General features: G+C 69.2%; 13 protein-coding genes and 1 tRNA gene. 8 read left to right on the forward strand and 6 right to left on the reverse strand.

Features of this window, described 5'->3' with window-relative positions; all coding sequences use genetic code 11:
• Positions 1-6: 6 nt before the first annotated feature.
• A complete protein-coding gene (locus tag Srubr_RS35710) occupies positions 7-336 on the reverse strand; it encodes a DUF3618 domain-containing protein (RefSeq protein ID WP_189995869.1) in 330 nt (109 codons plus the stop codon).
• Positions 337-439: 103 nt separating this feature from the next.
• Between Srubr_RS35710 and bcp the strand changes: the two genes are divergently transcribed.
• Both bcp and Srubr_RS35720 read left to right on the forward strand, forming a co-directional pair.
• Positions 440-907: a thioredoxin-dependent thiol peroxidase gene (gene bcp / locus Srubr_RS35715; protein ID WP_181796647.1), complete on the forward strand. Its 468-nt coding sequence runs from the start codon at positions 440-442 to the stop codon at positions 905-907.
• A gap of 46 nt (positions 908-953) precedes the next feature.
• Positions 954-1,040, forward strand: a tRNA-Leu gene (locus Srubr_RS35720).
• 4 nt (positions 1,041-1,044) lie between these two features.
• On the opposite strand, the gene rdgB is transcribed toward Srubr_RS35720, so the two are convergent.
• Positions 1,045-1,647, reverse strand: coding sequence for an RdgB/HAM1 family non-canonical purine NTP pyrophosphatase (gene rdgB / locus Srubr_RS35725; protein WP_189995867.1), 603 nt, complete (start codon positions 1,645-1,647; stop codon positions 1,045-1,047).
• A 378-nt stretch (positions 1,648-2,025) separates the two neighbouring features.
• Here rdgB and Srubr_RS35730 point away from each other — a divergent pair, with 378 nt between their 5' ends.
• Together Srubr_RS35730 and Srubr_RS35735 are read left to right on the forward strand one after the other, a co-directional pair.
• Entirely contained in the window at positions 2,026-3,339 is a 1,314-nt protein-coding gene (locus tag Srubr_RS35730; RefSeq protein ID WP_229926701.1) for a DUF445 domain-containing protein, read from the forward strand.
• A 61-nt stretch (positions 3,340-3,400) separates the two neighbouring features.
• A complete protein-coding gene (locus tag Srubr_RS35735; RefSeq protein ID WP_189995865.1) occupies positions 3,401-4,963 on the forward strand; it encodes an MFS transporter in 1,563 nt (520 codons plus the stop codon).
• Between the two features lie 15 nt (positions 4,964-4,978).
• Here Srubr_RS35735 and Srubr_RS35740 read toward each other — a convergent pair whose 3' ends face one another.
• On the reverse strand, positions 4,979-5,434 hold the full coding sequence (locus tag Srubr_RS35740; RefSeq protein WP_189995863.1) for a hypothetical protein: 456 nt from the start codon (positions 5,432-5,434) through the stop codon (positions 4,979-4,981).
• Between the two features lie 154 nt (positions 5,435-5,588).
• Here Srubr_RS35740 and Srubr_RS35745 point away from each other — a divergent pair, with 154 nt between their 5' ends.
• Complete coding sequence (locus Srubr_RS35745) at positions 5,589-6,545, forward strand: GlxA family transcriptional regulator (RefSeq protein ID WP_189995861.1); 957 nt, start codon at positions 5,589-5,591, stop codon at positions 6,543-6,545.
• 44 nt (positions 6,546-6,589) lie between these two features.
• On the opposite strand, the gene Srubr_RS35750 is transcribed toward Srubr_RS35745, so the two are convergent.
• Positions 6,590-6,892 (reverse strand): hypothetical protein, encoded by a 303-nt coding sequence (locus Srubr_RS35750; protein WP_189995860.1) that lies wholly within the window; start codon positions 6,890-6,892, stop codon positions 6,590-6,592.
• Between the two features lie 167 nt (positions 6,893-7,059).
• Between Srubr_RS35750 and Srubr_RS35755 the strand changes: the two genes are divergently transcribed.
• Both Srubr_RS35755 and Srubr_RS35760 read left to right on the forward strand, forming a co-directional pair.
• The gene (locus Srubr_RS35755) at positions 7,060-7,488 is read left to right on the forward strand and encodes an Hsp20/alpha crystallin family protein (protein WP_189995857.1); all 429 of its coding nucleotides are present in this window, start codon (positions 7,060-7,062) and stop codon (positions 7,486-7,488) included.
• Between the two features lie 387 nt (positions 7,489-7,875).
• Complete coding sequence (locus Srubr_RS35760) at positions 7,876-8,361, forward strand: DUF2267 domain-containing protein (protein ID WP_189995855.1); 486 nt, start codon at positions 7,876-7,878, stop codon at positions 8,359-8,361.
• A gap of 82 nt (positions 8,362-8,443) precedes the next feature.
• Here the strand turns inward: Srubr_RS35760 and Srubr_RS35765 are convergent, their stop codons facing one another.
• Entirely contained in the window at positions 8,444-11,587 is a 3,144-nt protein-coding gene (locus Srubr_RS35765) for a DUF3427 domain-containing protein (RefSeq protein WP_189996023.1), read from the reverse strand.
• 97 nt (positions 11,588-11,684) lie between these two features.
• Here Srubr_RS35765 and Srubr_RS35770 point away from each other — a divergent pair, with 97 nt between their 5' ends.
• A complete protein-coding gene (locus Srubr_RS35770; RefSeq protein ID WP_203855069.1) occupies positions 11,685-12,758 on the forward strand; it encodes a YDG/SRA domain-containing protein in 1,074 nt (357 codons plus the stop codon).
• Here the strand turns inward: Srubr_RS35770 and Srubr_RS35775 are convergent.
• Complete coding sequence (locus Srubr_RS35775; RefSeq protein ID WP_189995853.1) at positions 12,755-13,771, reverse strand: tetratricopeptide repeat protein; 1,017 nt, start codon at positions 13,769-13,771, stop codon at positions 12,755-12,757. The two genes, Srubr_RS35770 and Srubr_RS35775, sit on opposite strands and share 4 nt — an antisense overlap.
• Between the last annotated feature and the right edge of the window lie 9 nt (positions 13,772-13,780).

The raw sequence follows: 13,780 nt of genomic DNA on the forward strand, positions 1-13,780 counted from the left end.
TCCCGGTCAGTCCCTGCGCCGCCGGGCCCCCAGGGCGAGCAGCCCCACGACCCCCACGACGACCATCGCCACGGGCACCACCCGCTCCAGCCGGGGCGCCCCCTCCTCGTCCGTGAACCGCGCCCTCACCTCGCTCACGACGCGGTTGACCTGCACGTACGCCCGTCCGACCGTGTGGTCGACGTTCGCGACGACCTTGGCCTTCGCGTCCCCGACGACGGTCTTCGGATGCACCCGCACCCCGATCTCGTCGAGCGTCTCGGCCAGCACTTCGCGGCGGCGCCTGATGTCCGCCTCGATCTGCGCCGGGGTTCTGGTGTCCGACGTGTCCGCCACCGTACGGCCTCCGAAGTCTGCCGAAAATTGCTGCTGCTTTGACGAACAGTCTGTCAGCTCATGGCCGCACCGCACCGCAAGGGCCCCCGGTTACGCTAGTCCGATGAGCGAGCGACTCCAGCCCGGGGACGTTGCCCCCGCCTTCACCCTCCCCGACGCCGACGGCAACGAGGTGTCCCTTGCGGACCACAAGGGCCGCAAGGTCATCGTCTACTTCTACCCGGCCGCACTGACCCCCGGCTGCACCAAGCAGGCCTGCGACTTCACCGACAACCTGGAGGTCCTGGCCTCCGCCGGCTACGACGTCATCGGCATCTCGCCGGACAAGCCGGAGAAACTCGCGAAGTTCCGCGAGCAGGAATCCCTGAAGGTCACCCTGCTGGCCGACCCCGACAAGAAGGTGCTGGAGGCGTACGGCGCCTTCGGCGAGAAGAAGCTCTACGGCAAGACGGTCGTCGGCGTCATCCGCTCCACGGTGGTCGTGGACGAGGACGGCAAGGTCGAACGCGCCCTGTACAACGTCAAGGCGACCGGCCACGTGGCCAAGATCATCAAGGATCTGGGCATCTGACGTCCGCGGGCACTGCCCGGCCGCTAGCATGGCCGGGCAGCACCAGGCGGCCGTGGTGGAATTGGCAGTCACGCTGGGTTTAGGTCCCAGTGGGGTAACTCCCGTGAGGGTTCGAGTCCCTCCGGCCGCACCAGGTATCAGCCCAGCAGCTCCCGCACCACGGGGACGAGGGCCCGGAACGCCTTGCCCCGGTGGCTGATGGCGTTCTTCTCCTCGGGGCTCAGCTCGGCGCACGTCCGCGTCTCGCCCTCCGGCTGGAGGATCGGGTCGTAGCCGAAGCCGTTCGTGCCGGCCGGGGCGTGCCGCAGCGTGCCGCGCAGCTGCCCCTCCACCACCCGCTCGGTGCCGTCCGGCAGCGCCAGGGCCGCCGCGCAGGCGAAGTGGGCCGCGCGGTGCTCCTCGGCGATGTCGGAGAGCTGGGCGAGCAGCAGCCTCAGGTTGGCCTCGTCGTCGCCGTGCCGGCCGGCCCAGCGGGCGGAGAGGATGCCGGGGGCGCCCCCCATGACGTCCACGCACAGCCCGGAGTCGTCGGCGACCGCCGGCAGCCCGGTGGCCCGGGCCAGGGCGTGCGCCTTCAGCAGGGCGTTCTCGGCGAAGGTGACGCCGGTCTCCTTGACGTCGGGGACCTCGGGGAAGGCGTCGGCGCCGACCAGTTCGTGCGGCAGTCCGGCCTCGGCGAGGATCGCCCTCAGCTCGGTGATCTTTCCGGCGTTGCGGGTGGCGAGGATCAAGCGGGTCATGCCCGACAGTATTCCTCCCGCCCCGCCCGCAGCCCGCCCCGCCCCGGCCCCGGCCGTGTCCGTCCCGGTCCCGGTCCCGGCTGCGTCCGTCCCTGGCCCGCCCGTGTCCGTCCCGGTCCCGGCCTGGCCACACCTCTCCCAGCCGCCGCCCCGCCCGCACCCCGCATCCGTCCCCGCCCCGGCCACGACCGCATCCGTCCCCGCCCCGGCCACGACCGCATCCGTCCCCGCCCCGGATCACAGCCGCCCCTCCCCGCCGGGCCACGGCCGCGCCTGCCCCGCACCCGCCGCGGGTACCGGCACCGGGAACTCCTGTCCTGGTTCCGGAGTCGGACGGGCAGGGACAATTGTGCGGGGATCACCGAACGGGTGGAGCTGATGGAACCTACCGAGACCAGAACACCGCCGCGGGCCGCGTCGTACCGCACCATGACGGCGTTCACCCCCGCCGACGAGGAACGCCGGCGCGGGGTGCGGCGCATGAAGCTCACGGCGACGGGCCTGCTGCTGTTCGTCGCGGTGGTCTACGTCCTGGCCGAGGTCGCCCAGCACGCGGGCGCCGGGGCCTGGGCCGGCTATGTGGCGGCGGCGGCCGAGGCCGGCATGGTGGGCGCGCTCGCCGACTGGTTCGCGGTCACCGCCCTGTTCCGGCACCCGCTCGGGCTGCCCATCCCGCACACCGCGATCATCCCCACCAAGAAGGACCAGCTAGGTGTCTCGCTGGGCGAGTTCGTCGGGGAGAACTTCCTCTCCGAGGACGTCGTACGGCAGCGGCTGCGCGCGGTCGGCATCGGCAGCCGGCTCGGCGCCTGGCTGGCCGAGCCCGAGCACGCCGACCGGGTGACGGCGGAACTGGCCACCGCCCTGCGCGGCGCCCTGACCGTGCTGCGCGACTCGGACGTGCAGGCGGTCGTCGGCGAGGCGGTCACCCGGCGGGCCGACGCCCAGGAGATCGCGCCGGGCCTCGGCAAGACCCTGGAGAAGGTCGTCGCCGACGGCGGGCACCGGCGGGTGGTGGACCTGGTGGTGTCCCGCGCCCACGACTGGCTGGAACTGCACCGGGCCGACGTGATGGTGGCCGTCGAGGGCGGCGCGCCCGGCTGGACCCCCCGGTTCGTGGACCGCAAGGTCGGCGAGCGCGTCTACAAGGAGCTGCTGCGGTTCGTCACCGAGATGCGGGACATGCCCTCGCACCCGGCGCGCGGCGCGCTGGATCGCTTCCTCACCGACTTCGCCCGCGACCTGCAGTCCGACACCGACACCCGGGCGCGGGTGGAGCGGCTCAAGAGCGAGGTGCTGGGCCGCGGCGAGGTGCAGGACCTGATCGCGTCCGCCTGGACGGCCGTACGGTCCATGATCGTGACCGCGGCGGAGGACGAGCGCAGCGAACTGCGCCGCCGGGTGCGGTCCGCGCTGCTGTCCCTGGGCACCCGGATGGCCACCGAGGAGAAGATGCAGGGCAAGGTCGACGCCTGGGTGGAGGGCGCGGCGGTGCACGTCGTGACGACCTACCGCAAGGAGATCACCTCGCTGATCACGGACACCGTGGCGGGCTGGGACGCCGAGCACACCACTCGCAAGATCGAGGCGCACATCGGCCGCGACCTGCAGTTCATCCGGATCAATGGCACGGTGGTGGGATCCCTCGCGGGACTGCTGATCTACGCGGTCTCGCGCGGCCTGGGAGCCTGACCGGACTGTTCCGGCGCGGTCAGGGCACCCGCTTTTCCGTCCTTCGACGAGGAGGGAGCCCATGAGCGAAGCGGAGACGCCGCCGGTGCGGACCGGCCGGACGATCACCACGAACATCCCCGCCCGGCTGGACCGGCTGCCCTGGTCCCGCTGGCACTGGTCCGTCGTGATCGGGCTGGGCACCGTATGGATCCTGGACGGCCTGGAGGTCACGGTCGTCGGCAACATCGCCGGCCGGCTGTCGGAGTCCGGCAGCGGCCTGGCGATCTCCTCCGGGCAGGTCACCGGCGTCGCCGCCGCGCTCTACGTCGCGGGCGCCTGCTCCGGAGCCCTGTTCTGGGGCCGGCTGACCGACCGGTTCGGCCGCCGGAACCTCTTCATGATCACCCTGGCGGTGTATCTGGCCGCGACCGCCCTGACCTCCGTCTCCTGGCAGGCCTGGTGGTTCTTCCTGTTCCGCTTCCTGACCGGTTTCGGCATCGGCGGCGAGTACGCGGCGATCAACTCCGCGATCGACGAGCTGATCCCGGCGGCCTACCGCGGCCGGGTCGACCTGCTCATCAACGGCAGCTTCTGGCTGGGCGCGGTCGGCGGCTCCCTGCTGTCGATCGTCGCGCTGAACACCGACCTGCTGGCCGCGAACGTCGGCTGGCGGCTGACCTTCGCCCTCGGCGCCGTCCTCGCGCTGGTCATCCTCCTGGTACGGCGGCACGTCCCGGAGAGCCCGCGCTGGCTGCTGATCCACGGCCGGGACCGGGAGGCCGAGGAGATCGTCTCCGGCATCGAACGCCGGGTGGAGGCCGAGCGCGGCGAACGGCTGCCGGACGCCGAGGGCGAGCTGGAGATCCACCAGCGCAAGAGCGTCTCCTTCCTGGAGATCGCCCGCACGGTCTTCGGCCGCTACCGCAGGCGCGCGGTCCTCGGCTTCTCCCTCTTCATCGGCCAGGCGTTCCTGTATAACGCCATCACCTTCGGCTTCGGCGCGATCCTGACCAAGTTCTACGACATCCCCTCCGACCGCACCGGCTACTACTTCGCGGTGATCGCGGCCGGGAACTTCTGCGGTCCGCTGCTGCTCGGCAAGCTCTTCGACACGGTCGGCCGGCGCGTGATGATCTCCTCGACCTATCTGCTGTCGGGCCTGCTGCTGTTCGGCACGGCCTGGCTGTTCGACCGGGGCGCGCTGACCGCGGCCACGCTGACCGCCTGCTGGTGCGCGGTGCTGTTCTTCGCCTCGGCGGGCGCCTCCAGCGCCTATCTGACGGTGTCGGAGATCTTCCCGATGGAGACCCGCGCCATGTCCATCGCCTTCTTCTACGCGATCGGCACGGCGGCCGGCGGCATCAGCGGCCCGCTGCTGTTCGCCGACCTCACGGGCACCGGCCGGGTCCGGGACACGGTCCTGGCCTTCTCCATCGGCGCGGTGCTGATGTGCGCGGCCGGCCTGGTCGCGGTGTTCCTGGCGGTGCGGGCCGAACGCCGCTCCCTGGAGGACATCGCCCGCCCGCTGACGGCGGTGGCGAGCCGGGCGAAGGCGGCGGCGGGGCCGGCCCGGGGCGCGCCGGGCTCCCGGGGCAGTGGCAGCAGTGGCCCTACGGCACCGCCGGCGGCGAGCAGGCCGTGAGGGGGGGGCCGGCTCTCAGGCGCCGGTGGTGGAGCCCGGCCGGACGATCATCAGGACGGTGACGGCGGCCCAGAGGAGGTTGAAGAGGCCGGTGTACATGGCGAGGCGGGCGGCCCGGCCGGTTTCCGTGCTCCCTTCCAGAAGCGCGGACTGGGCGGGCAGCACCAGGGCGACCAGTACGAGGGCGGCGAGGGCGGTCAGCGCGATGGACACGATCAGCCAGGGGCTGCCGAGTACGCCCATCTCGCCGGCGGTCGCGAAGCCGAAGACGGGGACGACGACGCCGACGACGGCGTAGACGCGGCATATCCGGTGCAGCAGGTGAAGGCTCGCGGTGGCGTCGGTGGAGCCGGGGCCGGTGGTGGCCGCGGCCCGGCGGGCGACGGGCGGGAACATGCTGGCGGCGACGGCGACGGGCCCGATGGCGAGGATCGCGGCGATGACGTGCACGGCGAGGAGGAACTTGGTCACGGGGCGACGCTAGGAGGCGGTGGGATCACGCGGAAGCGGCGGGATTGCCACCTGCCGACGGATTCCCGCCACCGGCACGAGGAGGGTGTGCGGCCCACGTCTTGCCTGCTCGGCGGGGGTTGGCGACAACCGGTGGTACGGCTAGGTTCCTGCCATGCACACCGTGGCCGTACTGGCGCTGGACGGCGTCATCCCGTTCGATCTGTCCGCCCCCGTCGACACCTTCGGCTGGGCCCGGCTGCCCGACGGCCGGGAGCCGTACCGGGTGCGGGTGTGCTCGGTGGGGGAGGAGGTCGCGTCGGGCGCCTTCACGGTCCGGGCGCCGTACGGCCTGGAGGCGCTCGCGGAGGCCGACACGATCATCCTGCCGGGGGTGGCGGACCCGCCGGAGACGCTGCCGCCCGGGGTGGCCGAGGCGCTGCGCGCGGCGGCGGCGAACGGCACCCGGATCGCGTCGATCTGTGTGGGCGCGTTCCTCTTCGCGGCGACGGGCCTGCTGGACGGGAAGCGCGCGACGACCCACTGGATCGCGGCCGGCGACCTGGCGGCGCGGTACCCGGAGGTGACCGTCGACCCGAACGTGCTCTACGTCGACAACGGTCAGTTCCTGACGTCGGCGGGCGCGGCGGCGGCGCTGGACATGTGCCTGCACATGATCCGCAGGGACTTCGGCTCGGCGGTCGCGGCGCACGCGGCCCGGATGTCCGTGATGCCGCTGGAACGGGAGGGCGGGCAGGCCCAGTTCATCGTCCGGGACCTGCCCCCGGCGCCGGCCGGCGCGACCCTGGAGCCGCTGCTGCGCTGGCTGGAGGACCACTGCGACCGCGATCTGACGCTGGACGAGATGGCGGCGAAGGCCGGCATGAGCACCCGTACCCTCAACCGCCGCTTCCGCGACCAGACCGGCACGACACCGCTCCAGTGGCTGCACCGGGCCCGGGTGCGGCGGGCCCAGCACCTGCTGGAGACGACGGACCACCCCGTGGAACGGATCGCGGCCCAGACGGGTTTCGGCTCCCCCACCGCCTTCCGGGAACGCTTCCGGAGGGTGGTGGGGACGAGCCCGCAGGGGTACCGGAGGGCGTTCCGGGCGGAGGGGAGGGCGTCGTAGGGACGGCCTTGGCCCGTAGCCCCCTGTAAGTGATGTCCCGGCCGTCAGGCCTTGCGGTCGGCGACGGCCCAGGAGGCGGCGGCGACGGCGCCGGCGACACCGAGGACGGCCGGCCAGGCGCCGACCTTCTTGGCCAGCGGGTGGGAGCCGGCGAAGGCGGCGACGTAGGCGGCGGTCAGCGCGCCCGCGGCCTTCCCGCCGGCCCGGGAGCGCCACTGCTGCGCGGCGGCGGCCCCGGCGACGGCCAGCACGGCCCCGCCCAGCTGCCGCTTCTTGGTCCAACGGGCGACGCCGTAGCCGCCGACGAGCCCGGTGGCGGCGACGACCGCGCTGGGAACCCTGGCCATGAGTGCCTCCTGGTAACCCTCGTTATCCGTGATGTCTGCCCCGAGGTTAACGCGCAGGTCGGAGGGTGTTACGACCCTGAGTCGAGGCTTGTCAAGTTTCCAGCGGAGAGTTATATAAGAAGCCGTAGGGCATCGCACGCAGCGCCTGAAGAGAGGAGTGACCTGTGATGCTCATGCGCACGGATCCGTTCCGTGAACTCGACCGGCTCGCGCAGCAGGTGCTCGGCGCGAACGCCGCGAGTCCGGCCGTGATGCCGATGGACGCCTACCGGTCCGGGGACGAGTTCCTCGTCCACTTCGACCTGCCCGGCATCGACCCCGAGACGATCGAACTGGACGTCGAGCGCAACGTCCTGAACGTCCGCGCCGAACGGCGGAGCCCCGCCCCCGAGGGCGCGGAGATGCTGGTGGCCGAGCGGCCGACGGGCACCTTCACCCGCCAGCTGTTCCTGGGCGACACGCTCGACACGGACCGCGTCGACGCGTCGTACGACGCCGGCGTCCTGACCCTGCGCATCCCGGTGGCCGAACAGGCCAAGCCACGCCGCATCCAGATCACCGGCGGCGGATCGGGCCGCAGGCAGATCAGCGGCTGAACCCGGCCGCCACCGCCATGGCCGTCGGCCGCCGCCGCTGGCCGTCGGCCACCTCCACTGGCCGTCGGCCACCTCCACTGGCCGTCGGCCACCGCCATGGCCGTCGGTCACCGCCGCGGGCCGTCGGCCACGGCCGGTACGGACGCGCCCCGGGGCCGGAGCGGGACCCGGGACGCGCCCGGGCGGGCGTACCCCCTTCCCGCACCACCGGGTGAGGGGGCCCATGGCGACAACACGCCGATAAATCAGCACAACACGCCACAAGGAACCACACACCACCAGAGACACCACACGCCGCACTTTGGCCGAACTCCCGCTCATGCCCGCCGCGTTACGGGGTACCGGGTTGTCGGTGCCCCGCAGTGTCCCGGAGGAGGAGCCAGCACGATGACCGTGACCACCCCGCAGCCGAGAACCACCATCCCCGCCCAGACCCCTCCGCCCCGCCCCCGCACCCGGGAAGCGGCCGAGGACACGGGTTGGCTGGAGCTGACCGAGGCGGTGCGCGAGGCGGGCCAGTACACGACCAAGGCGGAGGCGGAACGCATCACCCGTATCGTCCTGTCGGCCCTGGGCGGCCACGTGACCGGTGACGAACGCGTGGCCTTGGCGCAGGCGCTCCCGCGCGAGGCCGGCCGGGTCCTCGCCTCCCAGATCCCCGCGACCCACCCCCTGACGGCCCGCGAGTTCGTCGACTCGGTCGCCACCCGCATCGAGGGCGCGACCCCGGCCACGGCCCGCTGGGACGTCAGCTCGGTCCTGAGCGTCCTCGCCACCCACGTGGGCGAACCCCTGACCACCCGGGTGCTGTCCCAGCTGCCTCCGGGGTACGCCTTGTTGTTCGGACGGGCGGAGTTGGCGGCGATGGCGTAGGTAGCAGTAGGCCCCCTGGGCGCCGCACCACGCGGCGCCCACCGCCTTTCTGTTCATGACGTAACCGAAGGCGAGACCGCGGTCAGCTGCCAGTGATAGCTGAGTACGTCCACACGTCGGCTGGAAGCTCGTGCTTCAGGCGCCAAGTGATCGCCATCGGCTTACTACCGGTGTGCGTTACGTAGGTTGCAGGGCCAAGGAGCATCCACGGGTGTGGCTTGCCCGTATCCGTGCTCTTGTAGCGGCGCATGAACAACAGAACCTCACTGCCGCGCTGTGCATGCTCCTGGTACCGCACGCCGGTGCTGGATTCAGCGGCCGTCGCGTTCTGAGACTCCCAGTGGAACAGTGTTGGGCTTAGCGCGTAGTCCTTATACCGGACAGTTGGCGAGAAATCCTTCTCATTCTTCTCCAGTGTAATGAGCAGGGCGTCCGTCTGGAGCTCCTCAACCCACTGCACCCCCTGCGCGAAGGTTCGAGGCATCTGGCCACCGAAGCGAGCCACACCTAGCGCAGCGAGGATCTCGGAACGGTTGTAGGCGCTGTGGACTTTTAGCGGAATGGTGCCGAGGCGGCCCGACAGTGGAAGGGGGAAGTGATCTGCCTGCTCAATGACGTACGACAGTACCTGTCGCAGCTCGTCCCGGAACTGCGGCTGAGAGCGCAGGGAAGCGATACCGTCCCCATAACTGGTGAACCCGCCGGCGTCATCCCAGATGTTGAAGAACAGCATGCGGGCATACGACTGGTCGGCTGGGCTCAGCTCCTCGTACGGAGGGGCGTCGTCTTCGAGGAGGCGGAGGTAGGCCTGAGCGCGTTCGGGGTCATCCACATGGAGAAAGGCATGAACCCTTTTGAGTAGCGCCGCCTCTCCCGACGGTGAGGCCCCGTCGGTCAGGCCCGCCCGGCGCAGGACGGTTGTCCAGGAGTTGTCGTTCTTGTACAGCTCCTTGATCTCTCGGCGGCTCTCGCGGAGGTAGTCTGCTAGGCGTGGCGTGCCATAGGCCTTGACCTCACTCACCAACGTACGGACGTTCGCATTCAGTTGGCTTCGAATGTTGTCAAGAACGAGGTCCTTGGACTTGCCTTCCAGGAGGATCTGACAGCCGGATGGCAGCTGGGGGAAGTTATGCTCGATGTGCTCCACCAACCGGTTGCGTGAAAGATTCGTCAGGGCCCGGAACTGTTCTTCGAAGCGGAACTCTGCTCGGTGCTGCCCGATGAAGTCGAGGACCGTGAGCACGGGCTTCGTCTCGGTGCGCCTCAGGCCTCGCCCCAACTGCTGAAGGAAGATTGTTGCGCTGTTGGTGGGGCGCAGGAGGAGAAGGGTGTCGACGTCAGGAATGTCGAGTCCTTCATTGAACAGGTCGACAGAGAAGATCACCTGCAACCTGCCGTCACGCAGATCTGTCAGTGCCTGGTCACGCACGTCAACAGACGAGTCACTGTCCAGTGCGACGGCATGGAAGCCGGCCTCGGTGAAAAAGTTCGCCATGAAGTGGGCGTGCCTCTTGCTCACGCAGAAGCCGAGCGCGCGCATCGCCGCGGGGTTCGAAACCTTGTCCCGGATCTGCTTCACCACGATCCGTGCCCGTGCCTTGTTGCCCGTGTAGAGATTGTCGAGGTCCTGGTCGTCGTACGCCCCCCTCTGCCAGCCTAGGTTCCTCAGATCTGTACCGTCAGGGATGCCGAAGTAGTGGAATGGACAGAGGAGATCATTTTCCAGTGCTTCCCACAGCCGCATCTCTGCAGCGATGCGTCCGTCGAAGAATTCGTCCTGGACGTTCAGCCCATCCATCCGCTCGGGGGTCGCCGTCAGGCCGAGCAACTCCTTGGGCTTGAAATGGTCGATCACCCGGCGGTACGTGGCAGCGGTGGCGTGGTGGAACTCGTCGATGACGATGATGTCGAAGTGATCTGGAGCCAGCTGTTCAAGCCGTCGGATGTTGAGTGACTGGACGCTGGCGAAGACGTGGGTCCAGTCCTGCGGATCCTGCCCTGCGTACAGCAGCTCGCCGAAGGAGGCGTCGTCCAGCACCTCCCGGTATGTGCGCAGGGACTGGTTGAGGATTTCCTTGCGGTGGGCGACGAACAGCAACGTAGGCCGCCGTCCGTCGCGCGATTGCCGGCACAGAGTGCGGTAGTCCAGTGCGGCCATCACGGTCTTTCCCGTGCCCGTGGCTGCAACGAGCAGGTTCCGGTGCCGTCCGCGGATCTCTCGCTCGATCCTGAGCCGCTCCAACATGTCCCGCTGGTGCGGGTATGGGCGCACCTCAAGGCCGGAAAGGCTGATCTTCAGGTCGGTAGGCGCAGTCACCCCGCTCGCCTGGGCCAGTGCTCCGTCGAGGCGCTTGCTGTGAAGGTCGGGATCGTATGTCTCAAAGGCGATGTCGTTCCAGTACGCGTCGAAGGTTGCTTCGAACTTGTCCAGCACGGCTGGTGTGGTGACCGATGACAGCCGTACGTTCCACTCCAGGCCATCAAGCAGCGCGGCCTTGGACAGGTTCGAGCTGCCGACGTAAGCGGTGTCGAAGCCCGTGTTGCGACGGAACAGCCATGCCTTTGCGTGCAGGCGGGTGGAGCGCGTCTCGTAGTTGATTTTGACGGTAGCGCCGAAGTCGCGGACGAGTCGGTCAAGCGCGTGGCGGTCAGTGGCTCCCATGTACGTGGTCGTGATGACCCGGATCTCCACGTTCCGGTCCTTTGCAGCGCGGAGAGCGTCTTCCAGGACCCTTATGCCGTACCACTTCACAAACGCACAGAGCAGGTCGATGCGGTCCGCGGTGGCCAGCTCCGCCCTCAGCTCCGCCCCCAGGCTGGGGTCTTCCGGAGCGTTGGTCATGAGCGCCGTTTCAGACAAGGGGGTGAGTGGGCGGAGGGCGAAGACGCCCGGTGCTTCCTGCTTGGCCAAGGCGAGCAGTTGCCGAGGGCCGTCCGCGATGGTCTCGACCACCTCGCCTGCTTCGGGGGTGTCGATGCGGGATGCCAGAGCACGCATGATGTCGTTCGCCGCGTCGACCTGCTGGCCATGCGGGAGTTGGCTTAGATGGATGCGGACCGCTTCGCCAATGTGGCGAGCGAGCACGTGGGGAGTCGATTCTTCGCTGACCTCTGCCTCCACCGTCTTCCAGCCTGCTGTGTTCAGCTGCTGGATGCGGTCCTGCAAGCGGCGGGTCACGAGCTCCTCGTACACCCCTGCCACCGGCTGAGTCTGATCTGGCTGCATCACGCCCGCCCCCTTGATCCCTTTGTGACACGACTAGTTGTAACAGGAACTACTGACACCCTGGCTTGCGTCACATTGCGAATCGAGAGTGACACAAGTGATCGATTCGCTTCAGTATGGCGTTGTGGGAGAGCGAAAGATCGGACACATCGAGGGCATCACTCCGGGTGCGGAGTTCCACCGCCGCGTGCAGGTGAAGCGCAACAACCTGCACAGCGACACAGTTAGGGGTATCTCAAAGCTTGCAGATGATGATGGTAGCCACATAGCGGACGCCATCGTCCTGCACGGTGGATACCAGGATGATCATGATGATTGGGACACCATCCGCTACACAGGTGCCTCGTCTGACAAGGACAAGTACAAGGTCAAGGGGGAGCCAAGGCTTCGGCGTAGCCAATCCTGGGACTATGTGGACAATGCTGCCCTGAAGCGGAGCTACGAACGCGGCCACCCGGTACGTGTCATCCGCGGATATAACGGTGACAGCCGGTACTCACCGATCGACTGCTACCGGTACGACGGCCTGTACCTGGTCACGGCCATCCGCACCGCCGTTGCACAGTCACCGGCTCCCGACGGAACACCCATAAAAATATGCCAGTTCGACTTGAAGCGTCTTCCGGAAGACCGCCAAGATCCGACTGCTCTCGAGGGTCAGATCGCCGACTTGCTCGATCAGCGAGACGAGGTGCCGGAGGAGGGTACGGAGCCTGAAGGCGACCCGGACGAGCCCGTTGAGGAGGCGGGTGTGGTGGAGGAGCCGGCCCAGCAGGAGAAGTTCCCTGAGACGCGGCTGACCCGGGTACAGCGTTTGATCCGGGACAACGCAGTGATACGGAATGTGAAAAGGCTCCATGACGGAGAGTGCCAAGTGTGCGGCCTCCGCCTGCTCGGCCCAAACGGCAAGCCGTACAGCGAAGGCGCCCACATCCGACCTCTGGGCAAGCCCCACCGGGGCCCGGACGTCGAGCCGAATGTCCTTTGCCTCTGCCCCAACTGCCACGTCGGCCTGGACATAGGCGCCTTCGTCATCGACGACGATTGGTCAATCGTCGTACGGGCAGGCGCCTTCGGCGTGAACGTCCGGCCCAAGCTCAAGCGGCGCCCGAAGCACAAGGTTCACCTGGATTACGTCCGCTACCACCGTGAATGGTGGTTGAGCCGTTAGTCGGCCCCGTGACACTCTCCGTAACCCAACTTTGCCCCACACCAACACCCCGCCCCCTCCCCCGGTGGCCAAGCCACTGCTCGGCCCCGGGCCGCCAGGGTCGTCGCGTACTGGGGGAGGAGGGTGGGGTCGGTGGGGGAGGTGGCTTCCGATGCTGCGAAGGCCTCGTAGGACGGGACCGTGCCGGTCACGATGCCCAGGTTGGGGGTGCCCGAGGAGGCCAGTTCGCGCAAGGAGGACTCTATGGTCGCCAGGTGCTCGGTGTGGGACGGGTACTCCGTGGACAGCGTGGGGTACGCCGTGAGGAGTTCCTCCAGTTCCGGGGCGGGCCAGTGCAGGACCGCCACCGGGAACGGGCGGGACAGGGCCGCTCGGTAGGCGCCCAGCTCCGCGCGCAGGCGGGAGATCTCCGCCTCCAGCTCCGCCGGGTTGTCCGAGCCCAGTGACCACACCCGTTTCGGGTCGTGGAGTTCGTCGAGGGAGACCGGGCCCGTGTGCACGGTGTCCGCCAGGGTGTCCCAGTCGTCGTGCGGCAGGCCCAGCATGCGGCGGACGCGGTGGCGGCCGTGGAGGAGGGGGTGGGTGGAGGGCAGGGGCGCTTCCGCCGGGCCCGGAATCAGCAGGCGGGCTCCCTCCGTGAACGTCTCGGCCGCCGCCTCCAGCTCGTCGTGCGATTCCAGGGCCTCCGCCGCGATCACCCAGGGGGCCGGGTCCCGGGGGGCCGTCGCGCGGATGCCCTCGATGATCGCCCTCGCCTCGGCCTCGTGGCCGTACTCCCACAGGTTCGAGGCCTTCAGGGCGCGGACCAGGGCGGGGTTGGCCAGTTCCGCTGACGACGACAGCAGGCGGTCGTAGAGCGTGGTGGCGGCGGGGCGGTCGCCGGACAGCTCCAGGTGGGCCGCCGCCCGCAGCAGGAGGGTCTCGGCGTCCTCCGGGTACAGTCCGGCGGTCCGCTCCAGGCGTGCCGCTTCGGCGGTGTGGTCGACGTTCTCGGCAGGCGTGTCGGGGCGCATGGGGGACAC

It is taken from the genome of Streptomyces rubradiris, from assembly GCF_016860525.1.
Taxonomy (GTDB): Bacteria; Actinomycetota; Actinomycetes; order Streptomycetales; family Streptomycetaceae; genus Streptomyces; species Streptomyces rubradiris.

Coding starts and splice junctions, on each gene's coding strand:
- Srubr_RS35760 (WP_189995855.1), top strand. CDS start 7,876: ATGACCGTGACCACCCCGCAGCCGAGAACCACCATCCCCGCCCAGACC.
- Srubr_RS35755 (WP_189995857.1), top strand. CDS start 7,060: ATGCTCATGCGCACGGATCCGTTCCGTGAACTCGACCGGCTCGCGCAG.
- Srubr_RS35730 (WP_229926701.1), top strand. CDS start 2,026: ATGGAACCTACCGAGACCAGAACACCGCCGCGGGCCGCGTCGTACCGC.
- Srubr_RS35765 (WP_189996023.1), bottom strand. CDS start 11,587: ATGCAGCCAGATCAGACTCAGCCGGTGGCAGGGGTGTACGAGGAGCTC.
- Srubr_RS35745 (WP_189995861.1), top strand. CDS start 5,589: ATGCACACCGTGGCCGTACTGGCGCTGGACGGCGTCATCCCGTTCGAT.
- Srubr_RS35750 (WP_189995860.1), bottom strand. CDS start 6,892: ATGGCCAGGGTTCCCAGCGCGGTCGTCGCCGCCACCGGGCTCGTCGGC.
- Srubr_RS35735 (WP_189995865.1), top strand. CDS start 3,401: ATGAGCGAAGCGGAGACGCCGCCGGTGCGGACCGGCCGGACGATCACC.
- Srubr_RS35775 (WP_189995853.1), bottom strand. CDS start 13,771: ATGCGCCCCGACACGCCTGCCGAGAACGTCGACCACACCGCCGAAGCG.
- bcp (WP_181796647.1), top strand. CDS start 440: ATGAGCGAGCGACTCCAGCCCGGGGACGTTGCCCCCGCCTTCACCCTC.
- rdgB (WP_189995867.1), bottom strand. CDS start 1,647: ATGACCCGCTTGATCCTCGCCACCCGCAACGCCGGAAAGATCACCGAG.